The 13,237-nt window shown below is 29.2% G+C and carries 14 protein-coding genes; all 14 read left to right on the top strand.

All coding sequences use genetic code 11. The features are described from left to right. The first annotated feature begins 108 nt into the window (after positions 1-108). Complete coding sequence (brnQ, locus tag BEN51_RS06360; protein ID WP_119865244.1) at positions 109-1,368, top strand: branched-chain amino acid transport system II carrier protein; 1,260 nt, start codon at positions 109-111, stop codon at positions 1,366-1,368. A gap of 125 nt (positions 1,369-1,493) precedes the next feature. Next, complete coding sequence (locus BEN51_RS06355) at positions 1,494-2,324, top strand: flagellin N-terminal helical domain-containing protein (protein ID WP_119865243.1); 831 nt, start codon at positions 1,494-1,496, stop codon at positions 2,322-2,324. 425 nt (positions 2,325-2,749) lie between these two features. Beyond that, positions 2,750-3,145: a flagellar basal body rod protein FlgB gene (gene flgB / locus BEN51_RS06350; protein WP_119865242.1), complete on the top strand. Its 396-nt coding sequence runs from the start codon at positions 2,750-2,752 to the stop codon at positions 3,143-3,145. A gap of 5 nt (positions 3,146-3,150) precedes the next feature. Then, positions 3,151-3,555, top strand: coding sequence for a flagellar basal body rod protein FlgC (gene flgC, locus BEN51_RS06345; protein WP_119865241.1), 405 nt, complete (start codon positions 3,151-3,153; stop codon positions 3,553-3,555). Positions 3,556-3,568: 13 nt separating this feature from the next. Then, positions 3,569-3,874, top strand: a complete 306-nt coding sequence (gene fliE, locus BEN51_RS06340; protein ID WP_119865240.1) for a flagellar hook-basal body complex protein FliE — start codon at positions 3,569-3,571, stop codon at positions 3,872-3,874. Between the two features lie 18 nt (positions 3,875-3,892). Next, positions 3,893-5,461, top strand: a complete 1,569-nt coding sequence (gene fliF / locus BEN51_RS06335) for a flagellar basal-body MS-ring/collar protein FliF (RefSeq protein ID WP_119865239.1) — start codon at positions 3,893-3,895, stop codon at positions 5,459-5,461. Between the two features lie 8 nt (positions 5,462-5,469). Further along, the gene (fliG, locus tag BEN51_RS06330; RefSeq protein WP_119865238.1) at positions 5,470-6,486 is read left to right on the top strand and encodes a flagellar motor switch protein FliG; all 1,017 of its coding nucleotides are present in this window, start codon (positions 5,470-5,472) and stop codon (positions 6,484-6,486) included. Beyond that, positions 6,470-7,231 (top strand): FliH/SctL family protein, encoded by a 762-nt coding sequence (locus tag BEN51_RS06325; RefSeq protein ID WP_119865237.1) that lies wholly within the window; start codon positions 6,470-6,472, stop codon positions 7,229-7,231. The genes fliG and BEN51_RS06325 overlap by 17 nt, the downstream gene beginning before the upstream one ends. Positions 7,232-7,246: 15 nt before the next feature. Then, entirely contained in the window at positions 7,247-8,554 is a 1,308-nt protein-coding gene (gene fliI, locus BEN51_RS06320) for a flagellar protein export ATPase FliI (RefSeq protein WP_119865236.1), read from the top strand. A 13-nt stretch (positions 8,555-8,567) separates the two neighbouring features. Then, on the top strand, positions 8,568-9,014 hold the full coding sequence (fliJ, locus tag BEN51_RS06315) for a flagellar export protein FliJ (RefSeq protein WP_119865235.1): 447 nt from the start codon (positions 8,568-8,570) through the stop codon (positions 9,012-9,014). Positions 9,015-9,105: 91 nt separating this feature from the next. Continuing rightward, positions 9,106-10,641 (top strand): flagellar hook-length control protein FliK, encoded by a 1,536-nt coding sequence (locus BEN51_RS06310; protein WP_119865234.1) that lies wholly within the window; start codon positions 9,106-9,108, stop codon positions 10,639-10,641. A gap of 10 nt (positions 10,642-10,651) precedes the next feature. Beyond that, positions 10,652-11,329 (top strand): flagellar hook assembly protein FlgD, encoded by a 678-nt coding sequence (locus BEN51_RS06305; RefSeq protein WP_119865233.1) that lies wholly within the window; start codon positions 10,652-10,654, stop codon positions 11,327-11,329. A 51-nt stretch (positions 11,330-11,380) separates the two neighbouring features. Beyond that, positions 11,381-11,770, top strand: coding sequence for a TIGR02530 family flagellar biosynthesis protein (locus tag BEN51_RS06300; RefSeq protein WP_119865232.1), 390 nt, complete (start codon positions 11,381-11,383; stop codon positions 11,768-11,770). A gap of 74 nt (positions 11,771-11,844) precedes the next feature. Then, positions 11,845-13,218, top strand: coding sequence for a flagellar hook protein FlgE (locus BEN51_RS06295; protein WP_119865231.1), 1,374 nt, complete (start codon positions 11,845-11,847; stop codon positions 13,216-13,218). Positions 13,219-13,237: the final 19 nt, after the last annotated feature.

Below are 13,237 nucleotides of genomic sequence, written 5' to 3'. Positions count from 1 at the left end.
GCTTTTAGTAACTTTTTTAAATATAATAAATCATAAATATTATCTATATTTTAGTACAAAATTATTCTATAATAATATCTGTATTTTAAAAAAGAAAGGAAATATGAAATGAAGAAAAATACTAAAGATGCGACTATTATTGGATTTGCATTGTTTTCGATGTTTTTTGGTGCAGGTAATTTGATTTTTCCTGCTTATTTAGGAAACAAAATAGGAAGCCAATTTTTATTAGGAATTATAGGTTTTATTATTACTGGAGTGGGCATTCCTCTTTTAGCAATAGTTTCATGTTCTATGGGAGATGGAACTTTTGATAGTATTTCAAATAAAATAGGAAAGAATTTTTCGATAATACTTACTATTTTATTGTTTGTTGCAATAGGGCCTATGCTTGCAATACCTAGAACTGCTGCTACAACCTATGAACTTGCAATAAACCCATTTTTTCCAAAGGTACCGGCCTTATTAGCAATGGTAATATACTTTTTAATTAATATATTTTTTGTTTTTAAAAAAAGTTCTGTTATAGATACTCTTGGTAAATATCTAACTCCAACCTTAATAATATTACTTGGATTTATTATTATTAAAGGGTTACTTATTCCTATAGACAAGATTGTTTCTACTAATGCTGTTAATGTGTTTTCTTCATCTTTATTAGAAGGGTATCAAACGATGGATGCTATAGCAGCACTTTTATTTGCAGGAATAATAACAAAATCCTTAAAAGTTAAAGGATATAATAATAAAGAGATGCCTTCAATGTTATTAAAATCAAGTATTATTGCAGGAATTGGACTTGCTTTTGTTTATGGAGGTTTAACATTTATTGGAGCACAAACTGTAAATTTAACACTTAAGAATGTTGGAAAAACAGAAATTTTAATATTAATATCCAGAAATATATTGGGAGATTTAGGACCAATATTAATTGGAGTAGCAATGGGCTTAGCATGTTTAACCACATCAATAGGATTATTAACCTCTGGAGCAGAATTCTTTGAAAAAGTATCAAAGGGCAAATTAACCTATAAATTTAATGCTATAATAATATCTATAATAAGCTTAGTTATTGCAACCTTAGGCGTCGATAAAATAATTGTTTTATCTGTTCCAATACTTAATGTTTTATATCCTGTATCTATTACCTTAATTGTAACTTCTTTATTAAATAAGCTAATAAACAATATAAATGCAATTAGGCTTGCTACATATACTTCATTAATTTTTGGACTATTATCTGTAATTCCAGAAGTAAATTTGAATTTTATTCCTCTATCCAATATAGGATTTTCATGGGTAATACCAACAATAATTGCAATATTTATAGGGTGTATAGCTTTTCCGAATACATATAAAAAAAATTGAAATTAAAGGTGCTTATTTAGAAAATAGATATTTTATTTTAATAATTATTAATATATATGTTAAGAATTAAATACATTTACCGATAATAAAAATAGATTAAAATATGAGTATAGGAGATAGATATTATGAGATTACTTCAAAATATGGATTCGCTAAATATATATAACAGATATAAAAAGAATTTAGATGTTCAATCTAAAATAATGAATAGAATAAGTACAGGAAGTAAGATTAACTCATCTAAGGATAATCCTAATAAGATGGGAGTAAGGGAAAACCTTAGGATACAGCTTAAGGGAATACAAATGGCTGAGAGAAATATTCAAGATGGAATATCTATGTTACAAGCTGCAGATGGAGTATTATCTTCTATGAATGAGTCCTTAATAAGAATAAAAGAACTTACAGTTCAGGCAGGTGGAGTTAATAGTGAAGAAGATTTACAAATAATTCAAAATGAGATAAATCAGTTAAAGGATAGTATAGATCAAATGGCTTCAAATGCAGAATTTAATGGAGTAAAATTATTAAGCAATAAAAGTTCTGATAATAATAATCCGACTACATTAAAACATATGGTAGGAGCAAATGTTGGAGATAATATGGAAATACCTTTATATAATATTACATCTGAAAATATTTTTGGAGGAAGTTTAGATATAAATAACGGAATCGGTAAATCTTTGGAAGCCATAGATGGTGCAATAAATATAGTAAATTCTATTAGAAGTAAGTTTGGAGCTATTCAAAGTAGATTGGAAACAAGTTATGAAAATATCCAAGAAACAACATTAAATTTACAACATGCAGAAAGTAGAATAAGTGATGCAGATCTTGCATTAGAAATGGCAGATTTTGCGCGAACATCTATTCTTTCAGATACTTCTACAGCCTTAATGCATCAATCTAACAATTTTCCTCAAGATGTCTTGAGAGTTTTAGAAAATATGAAATAATATATGCTAATAATGATTATATTTAGAATTAGTATAAACTTAATAGTAAAAGATAAAAAAGTTACTACGTTATGCAAAAAAATGCATAACGTTTTTTTGTTGTTTTGGTAAAAAATATTTAATTTTAATAAAAATTATAGAAAATATTGCAATAAAATATCAAAAAAATGTAAAAAATTCAACTAAAAAGAACGAATTTACATATATTAACATTATATTGTAAAAATATGTTGATTATTTCTGTGTATTTTTTTATAGAAAAATAATTTCTATTAAACTATAATAAAATATGATAAAATTTAATTAATAATTTATAAAACAATAGCAATTATTCTACAAAAGATAGTATAATGAAACATGATAATATATAATTGAAAACGACAAAATATTTTATAATACTATATAATTTTTAGGGAGAGAAATTTATGAATATTAATAATAATGATAGCACATATAAAATGTTAAAATTAGGGCTAGGCGCTTCTTCTTTAAGGGGGAAGGTTATAGCAAATAATATTGCAAATATTAACACAAAAAACTTTAAAAAATCTTATGTTACATTTGAAGAAAATTTAACAAATGAAAAAAATAAACTTTCATTAAAGAAGACTAATATTGAACATATTAGTGGTAAGAATGATAAATCTTTAATTTCTATAGAGCAAGATAATAGTACAAGCATGCGTCAAGATGGAAATAATGTTGATTTAGATTTGGAAAAAGTAAATCAAGCTGCAAATACTATGATGTATAATGCTTTAATTACTCAAGCTAATTCAAAATTAACAATGACAAAAAGTGTAATATCAGGAGGTAATTAATAATTATGGGATTATTCAATACGATGAGAGTTAGTGCAAGTGGGCTTTCTGCAGAAAGACTAAGGATGGATACAATTACATCTAATATAGCAAATGCAACCACTACAAGGGGAGAAAATGGGAAACCATACGTTAGAAAAATTGCAGTTTTTCAAGAAAACTTGGATAAAGAAAAGGGAATAAAGGGAGTTAAGGCTGTAGGAATTGTTGAAGATACTTCGCCTCTCCAACAAGTATATGATCCAGCCCATCCTGATGCGGATGAAAATGGTTATGTAACTATGCCTAATGTAAATATATTAAATGAAATGGCAGATATGATTGCTGCTTCTAGATCTTATGAAGCAAATGCAGACACATTAAATGCTACTAAAAGTATGTTTATGAAAACTTTAGAGCTTGGTAAATAGGGGAGGGAGTTAAGTGATAATAAATAAGTTTGTTCCTTCACAGGAAATATTTAATAACAATATAAATAATTTAAATGAAAAAATAAATGAAGGGAATAATAAAAGCTTTGAAAGTATTTTAAAAGATAATTTAGATAAACTAAATGAAAAGCAAATAGAAGCTGACAACATAACTAATGAATTTATTGCAGGTGGTGATGTAGAAGTACATGAAATGGTTCTTAGTATGGAAGAAGCTAAAATGTCACTTCAATTAGCAATACAAGTAAGAAATAAAGTTGTAGATGCGATAAAAGAGTTAACCAACATGCAATTGTAAGAGTAAGGAGTGCTATTGATGAATAAGCTTAAAGAAATGTTCAATAAGCTATTGGAGAAATATAAAGCGTTTAGTAAAGGTGTAAGAATTGCAGTAATAGTTGCCCTTATTGCTTTATTAATAGCTATAGCTTCATTGTTTTTTTACAATTCTGCCAATAAGTACAAGGTGTTATTTTCTAACCTAGATCCAACTGATGCACAGAATATTGTGGCACAATTAACCGATTTAGGTGTAGATATGAAGGTGGAGGGACAAAGTATTTTAGTTCCAAGGAATGAAGTAGACAAGCTTAGGCTTGAATTAGCACCTAAATTATCTGGTGGAAGCGTGGGATATGAACTATTAGATAACGGTGGTTCCTTTGGAATGACAGAAGAAGAATTTAATTTAAAACAATTAAGAGCTCATCAAGGAGAATTGGAAAAAACTATAAAAAGTTTTCCGCAAGTAGAAACAGTTAGAGTACATATAACCCCTGCAAAGGATTCTGTTTTTGTTGAAGATAAAGTGCCAGGTAAGGCAGCTGTTTACATAAAATTAGCAGCTGGAAACAGTTTAACAAAAGAACAAGTTAAGTCAATTGTTGCTTTAGTATCAGCAAGTTCTTCAAATATTCCTGAAGAAAATGTACAAGTTATAGATAGTAATATGAATTTATTAACTGAAGGTCTAGAAACTTCAGAGGGAATAGAGGTAAGTTCTGAGACTATTCAAGCACATTTTGATTTAGAGAAAAAGTATGAAAAAGAATTAGAAGATTCAATTAAGAAGTTATTAGAACCTGTTGTTGGGAAAAATAAAGTTACAACCTCAGTTAATGTTGACTTAGATTTTGATTCAAAACAAAAAACTGAAACAATTATTGATCCTAATAAGGTTATAATAAGTCAACAAACAATAAAGGAAAATAGTAATTCTACAGAAGGAAATATTAGTGAGAGTCCTATAGATAATAATATGGGAAATACTATAGATGAAGATGGAAATTCAGGTGAAAATACATCCTCAAGAGAAGAAGTTACAACTAATTATGAAACTGGAAAAACTGAAATTCAAACTATAAGTGCCCCAGGAGAAGTAAAAAGATTAACTGCGACAGTATTTGTTGATGGTAATTTAGATCAAAATGTACAAACTGCTATTGAAAATGCAGTAGCTAATGCAATAGGGCTTAATAAAGAAAGAGGAGATTCTATAACTGTTACAGGAATGCAATTTGACGCCTTAAGTAAAGAAGACAATCAAGATGATATTGATGCAATTAATGAATTATTAGAGCAGGAAAGAATGAAAAAATTAATGATATATGGTGGACTAGGTTTAGTTGTACTGATTGGAATAATTATAACTATAATAATGAGAATAAGAAAAGCCAGAAGAAGCAATGAAGAAGAAGAAAAGAAAAATCTTTTAGATGTAGTCATAGATGATACAGCAGTAAAAACACAAGAACTACCAAAATTAGATCTTGATGTTGTTAGTCCAAAAACCCACATAGAAAATGAAATAAAGAAATATGCTACAGAAAAGCCAGAGCAAGTAGCTGAAATTATAAAGTCTTGGTTAAATGAAAATGATAGGTAGGTGATGTTATGGCAAGAGATAATAATAAATTAACTGGAATACAAAAAGCTGCCATATTATTTATAACATTAGGACCTGAAGCATCATCATCTATTTTAAAGAGGCTTCCTGAAAGTGATATACAAAAGATTACCTATGAAATTGCTAATATAACATCTGTAACTTCAGAACAAAGAACAGAAATATTAGATGAATTTTTGGAGATGAATAGGGCTCAGGATTATATAGTTGAGGGTGGTATTGAGTATGCCAGAACTTTATTATCTAAAGCTTTAGGAACACAAAGAGCTTCAGAAATATTAGAAAAAATAACTGAAGCAACACAACAATATAGACCTTTTGCAATTGCAAGAAAGGCTGATGCTCATCAATTATTAAATGTAATTATGTACGAGCATCCTCAAACTATAGCTTTAATCTTATGTTATCTTCAACCTGATAGAGCAGCACAGGTGTTAGCAGAATTACCAGAAGAAACGCAAAGTGAAGTTGCCTATAGAATTGCAACTATGAGCAATACATCTCCAATGGTTATTAAAGAAATAGAAAAGGTACTTGAAAGTAAGCTAAGCAGCGTAGTAAGAAGTGAAATGACTTCTTTAGGAGGAGTAGAATCTTTAGTTGATATTTTAAATCAAGTGGATAGAACTACAGAAAAGAATATTACTGAAAGTTTAGAAAGAGAAGATCCAGAATTAGCAGATTTAATTAAGAGCTCAATGTTCGTATTTGAAGATATTGTTACTCTTGACGATATATCAATTCAAAGAGTTCTTAGAGAGGTTGATGGTAAAGAACTTGCCCTTGCTCTTAAAGGATGTTCTGATGAAGTTGCTAATGCAATTTTCAGAAATCAATCTAAGAGAGCTGCTGCTGCCCTTAAGGAAGATATGGAATTCTTAGGACCTGTTAGGTTAATGGATGTTGAAAAAGCTCAGCAAAAGATTGTTTCAATTATTAGAAGATTGGATGATGCTCAGGAAATAATAATTTCAAGAGGTGGCGAAGATGCAATTATCTTATAATCTTATTAAAAATAAGGTTGCTGTAGCTAGTAATAATAAACAAATTGAAACAAATTATGTGAGAAAAAAAAGAGAAGAAGAAGTAGATAAATCAAAAGAAATTGAAATTGATATTAAGGCAAGTTATGAAAAGTTAGGAGCAGATATAATAAAAAAAGCAAAGTCTGATGCTGAATCAATTTTAATGGAAAGTAGACGTAATGCCGTTGAAATAGAAAGAGAAGCTTATGAAAATGGCTATGTTCAAGGAAAACAAAATGGTTATGAAGATGGATTTGATAAAGGCTATAAAGAAAGCATTGAAAGAGTAAAACAAGAAACAAAAGATAAAGTGAAAGAAAAGATTGAAAATGCTGAAAGAATATTAGCTTTAGCAAATGCTGAATATCAAAGATATATAAATGAAAAAGAAAAAGAAATAGTTAAATTAGCCTTTGAAATGGCTAAAGCCATTGCTGGAAGAGAATTAAAAAAAGATGAAGGCATTATGCCATTAATAGAAGATATACTAAATGAATCTAAAAATGAAGAAAATATTATAATTAGATGCAATAAGCTTCATATAAAGCCTATCGAAGATAAAATTGAATATTATAAAAAGGCTTATTCAATTAAAGGGGAGATTTTCATATTAGAGGATCCATTAATGGAAGAAGGTAATGCTATTATTGAAAAGAAGTCTGGAAAAGCAGTTATAGGAATGGATATAGCTTTAGAAAAATTAGAAGAAGCATTATTTAAATAATTTAGGTGAGGCATTATGTATATAGATTTTGATTCAATAAAAAAAAGAGTTGGAGAAGTTTACACAAAATATCAGGAGGGGACTGTTAAGCAGGTTATAGGACTTACAATAGAAGTACAAGGAGTAAAGGCTTTTGTTGGAGAACTTTGTACAATTTATAACTTAGATAATCAACCTATCAAGTGTGAAGTAGTAGGTTTTAGAGAAGATGCAGTCCTACTTATGCCTTTAGGGGAGCTTATTGGTGTATCACCAGGGTGTAGAGTTGTTCCAGAAAGAAGGCCTCTTGAAGTAAGATGTTCTGATGAACTTATAGGAAAAGTATTAGATGGACTAGGTAACCCTCTTACTGAGGAAAAAATAATTGATGGTGTAGGATATCCCCTGGAAAACCAGCCGCCAGATCCCTTGAAAAGAAAAAGAATTAAAGATATTCTTCCAACTGGTGTAAGAGCAATAGATGGATTTTTAACGGTTGGAGAAGGACAAAGAATTGGTATTTTTGCGGGATCAGGTGTAGGTAAAAGTACAACTCTTGGGATGATTGCTAGAGAAGCAGAAGCAGATGTGAATGTTATTTCTCTAATTGGAGAAAGAGGTAGGGAAGTATTAGAGTTTATAGAAAAAGATTTAGGGCCAGAAGGAATGAAAAAATCAGTAGTTGTTTGTGCAACTTCTGATAAACCAGCTCTAATTAGAATAAAAGGAGCCTTAACAGCTACAGCTATTGCGGAATATTTTAGGGATCAAGGTAAAAAAGTAATACTTATGATGGACTCTGTAACAAGATTTGCTATGGCTCAAAGAGAAATTGGACTAGCAATAGGGGAACCTCCAGCTCAAAAGGGATATACTCCTTCTGTGTTTGCAAAGCTGCCTAAACTTATGGAAAGACCAGGTACATCGGATAAAGGATCTATAACAGCTTTTTACACTGTTTTGGTTGATGGAGATGATTTTAATGAACCAATTGCAGATGCTGTTAGAGGTATTTTAGATGGACACATTGTTTTATCTAGAGCTTTAGCGCACAAGAACCATTATCCGGCTATTGATGTTTTAAATAGTATAAGTAGACTTATGTCCAATATTGCAGAAGAGAAGCATAAAGTTTCGGCTTCCTATGCGAGAGATTTACTTGCTACTTATAAAGATGCCGAGGATTTAATTAATTTAGGAGCCTATGTAAAAGGAAGCAATAAGAAAATAGATTTAGCAATTAAGTATATTGAAAGTATAAACAAATTCTTAAAACAGGGTATAGAAGAAAAGAGTGATTTTAATACTTCTATTAATAATTTAATTTCAATATTTAATAATTAAAAGGTGATAAATAATGGCACAAAAATTCAAATTCAGTTTAGAAAAACTTCTTGATATAAGAAAAGAAAAAGAAGAGGAAAGTAAAAGAAAATTCACTAAAACTCAAAAAGAGAAGCAGGAAACTGAGCAAAGGCTGGATGCTCTAAAAGAAAATTATGAAAAATACAATGGTATTCGTCCAGGTGAAGACTTGATATATCAAAAAATTAAAAAAAATTATTTATTCGCCTTAAATAAAGGAATAGAACAAACAGAAAAAGAACTTATTGCAAAAACAAAAGAACTTGATATAAAAAGAAAAGAATTAATAGAGAAGCAAATTGAAAGAAAAACAGTTGATATTTTGAAAGAAAAAAAGAAAGTGGCATATTATAAAGAATTAGACAGGATTGAGCAATTACAGCTAGATGAAATGGCATTGTATGCTTACGTTAGAAATAACAAATCAATTCACAATTAAATATTAATGTTAACATGATTTTGCATTATGCATCTTAAAGGGTGAATTATTAATTGTCTTTGGACAATTAACTTTGAAAGGAGGTGAAAAAATGGTGAACTTAGATATATTAAATCAGCTTAAAATTAATATTCAAAATACAGATTTAAAATCAAATAGCTCTAAAATCTCAAATAATGAAATTAAGGATAAAAATAGCTTTAATGACTTATTGAACAAGGAAGTTAATGAAAGAGGGATTAAATTCAAAAGCGAAAAAGCAGTTGTGTCTAGAGAAAAAAATGAATTAAAACAAGATACAGTTGAAAAAGAAATTGTTGTTGATAAGAAGTCTCTGGAAGAAGTTATCGAAAAAGTAGTTAAGGTTATAGATGAAAATTTTGATGAAGAGGAAGTAGATTTAAAAAGTATTTCAGATGTATTAATTTTATTATCTAATTTACTTTATAATGACAATTCTATCAATGAAAATTCTTATAATAATTTAATTATTAGTGATAGTAATTGTCTTGATATCAATGTAGAAAATGATAATAAATCTTTTATTACAAATTTCGATATTAACGGAGAAAGTATTTTCAATGATAACAATCAAATTATTGATAATGGTATAGAAGGAATACTAAATGAACTATTTTATGGGAATGAAAGGAATAGTGCTGTTTTAAATGATGCAATAAATATAGCAGCTAATTTAGATAAGAAAAATTCTAATTTAAATGAAGCAACAAGCATTATTGATAATTTAGAAATAATTAAAGGTTTATTAATAGAGGCATTAGAAAATAATAATTCTTTAGAAGAAGACACTGCATTTAATTTAAAAGTTGATAACCTTAATGATAAGTTAATAGAGATAGTTAATTCACTTTCACAAGAAGATATAACTTCTATGGTTAATTCTATGAATAAGGATGAAAAGACAGAATTAATGAAGGCCTTAACTTCTATTAAAAATAATGAGGAAGCTTCAAAGTTTGATAATTCTCATGAGTTAATGTCTCCTATATCCATAAGGATAGCTTCTAATAATGAAGCTAATGAAGATGGATATGAATTTAATTTAAAGGATGAAATTGCTGAAGAAGATAAGCTATTATTAAAGATTTTAGGAGAAGATGATAAGAATTCCTTTGCTAGTTTATTAGCTTCAGTTAATAAATCTATTCAAAATCCTAGTGAAATTATTGTTGAGCCGAAGGGAATCTATAGGCATACTTTTAATTCTGATATTATTCAAAGTGTTAAATACATGATTAAGAATAATATGGAAGAATTAAGTATTAAGATTTATCCTAAGGAACTTGGAGAACTAACAATTAAAATTATTTCGGAAGAAGGTATAATGAAGGCAGAACTTAGAGCTACTTCTAAGGAAACTTATAATTTGTTAAATGCAAATCTTCAAGAAATAAGAAATAATTTACAAGAGCAAAATATAAAAATTCAAGAGGTATCAATAAATATTTACAATGAAGATACTACATTCTTTAGTGGTGAAAAGCAAAATTCTTCTTCGCAAAATAAAAAATCTGATAATAAAGTTACTGGAATATATTCAGAAGGAGAGCTAGAAGAAGAAATAGATCTTCAGATAATGGATAATAATTTAAATATCCTAGCTTAGGAGGGAGATAATGACTACTAGTATAAATAATTATAATATTAATAGAGCAACTGACAGAGGAACTAGAATTGTAAAACCAGGCGAAGAAATGAATAAAAATGCATTCTTAACTATTCTTGCAGCAGAACTTTCAAATCTAGATCCTACTGGAAATGTAGATTCAACTCAATATGTTACACAAATGGCACAATTTGCACAAATGGAACAATTGAGTAATTTAAATAGTACTATGACAAATTATGCAAATAATGCAATGATTGGAAGAGGAGTTGTATTAAATGCATATGATAATCAAGGTGTTCAATATACGGGTATAGTAAGGGCGGTTACAACTACTGCTTATGGAACAACCATATCTGTTGAAGTTAATGAAGATGGAAAAAATGTATATAAGGATTTTGATTTGTCCAGTGTTGCTTCAGTATTAGATGTAGAAGATACTACTCAAGCTTCATTAATAAATCTTAATAGAAATACATCCTTTTTAACAGCAACTTCACTTATTAATAAATTTGTAGAATTAAGCGAAAAAGATGATGATGGTAATAATTTAGTTGGACAAGTTCTAGGAGTATTAAGAGACGGAAACACAATAAATGTTAGAGTTAAATTAGATGGAACTGGTGAAATTAAAGAATTTAATTTTGAGAAAATTACTAAGGCTGTAGGAAGTGTTGAAGAGCTGTAGGGATAAAATTATAGTTGATAATTTAATAGTGAGTAAAAAGCAGGTGATTTCATGGGCTTTAGAGTAATAAATGGCAGAGCTTATCCTGTTGGTAATTTTCAATTGCCAGAGGATGCTGGTGCTAGTAATTTAAATAAAAAAGATAAGTTAAATTTCAATGATGTTTTAAAAAATGAAATAACTAAAACTCAAAGTGATTACACAATATCTAAACATGCTGCAGAAAGATTAAGTGGTCTAAATTTTACTTCTGAAGATATGAAGGCCATTGGCAGAGGTTTTAAGCTGGCTGAAAATAAGGGCTCAAGAAATTCAGTGATGTTATATAAAGATGTAGCATTGATAGCCAGCATTGAAAATAAGACCTTAATTACTGCGGTTGAAAAGGAAAGATCAAAGGAGAATATCTTTACAAATGTTGATAGTGTAGTTCTTTTATAAGCTGGACCTAAAATAGGAAGCTTATTCTTATGGAATGACAGAAGTAAGAAAATAAAATATTTAGGAGGTCAATTATGTTAAAATCATTATATTCCGGGATTAGCGGTATGAAAGTAAATCAAACTAAACTAGATGTTATAGGTAATAATATATCAAATGTAGGAACAACAGCATTTAAATCTTCAACAGCAAGATTTAGTGATATGTTAAGTCAAAATATTTCTGATGCAATGGCTCCTTCAATTAAGCAAGGGGGAACAAATGCTAAACAAGTTGGTCTTGGAGTACAATTGGCTAGTATTGCTAATATTATGACTCAAGGTTCAATGCAGCCTACTAACAGAGCTTTAGATGTTGCAATCGATGGTACAGGTTACTTTATGGTAAGTAAAGGGCCAACAGTATTTGATGATTCTTTGAAAGTAAATCATAAGGTAGGAACACATAATTTTGTTGCACAAGGCGTAGAATCAGCTAGTGAAATATTCTATACTAGAGACGGAGCTTTTACATTAGACGAAGAAGGGAACCTATTAACCGCTAATGGTTATAGAATACTTGGATATTCGTTAACTAATGATGACAATTCAAAAACTCCAACAGCACTTTCACCAGGGGAAGTAACAATAGATGATGTTGATAACAGTTTAAAGTTTAATTTTGGACCTGGTTCTCAATTAAATGGTTATAGATTTGTTATAGGTACAAGAGATGCTGGTACAGTTACATCAGCAGAAGTAGATAATAATACTAAGACAATCACAATTAATGGAGATTTTACAACTGAAAATGCTTTAACAACTGCACAAATTGAAGTAGCAGTAAATAAAGCTTTATCTAAAGCAGGAATATCACAAAGTGTAAAAGTTTCTTCTGATAATGCAAATTTAAATACTATTACTACAAACGGTCCATCAGGAATAATAACTGGAGGTACCCCAGCAGAAAGTATAGATGATAATGGGAATGTTTATTTCGTAGATGCAACTTTAGATCTAAAAGCTTATGATGGTGAATTAAAAACTTTAAGAATTCCTGAAAAAGTTAAAATGCCGGGCTCAGATGAAGAATTGAGAGTTAAGAGTTTTACTATAGATATAAATGGTATTATTAACGGTGTTTTAGAGGATGGTAGAGTTGCTGCACTTGGCCAAATAGCATTAGCTTCTTTTAGAAATGCAGAAGGTCTAACTAAGAATGGTGGAAATATGTATAGTGCTTCTGTAAACTCAGGTGAAGCTGTTATTAAGAGTGGTGTTGGAACAATCGAAGATGATAACTCAAGTGGTTACGGCTCAACAAATCAAGGTATGCTTGAAATGTCAAACGTTGATTTAGCAGAACAATTTACAGATATGATTGTAGCAAGTAGAGCTTTCCAAGCGGCTGGAAAAATGATAACTACTGGAGACGAAATCCTTCAAGAAATAATAAACTTAAAAAGATAGTTAAAACAATGAATAATTG

Origin of the sequence: Clostridium isatidis (assembly GCF_002285495.1) — a bacterium.
Lineage (GTDB): Bacteria > Bacillota > Clostridia > Clostridiales > Clostridiaceae > Clostridium > Clostridium isatidis.
The sequence above is the reverse complement of the archived record's forward strand: the minus strand, read 5'-3'. Positions and strand labels throughout refer to the sequence as shown.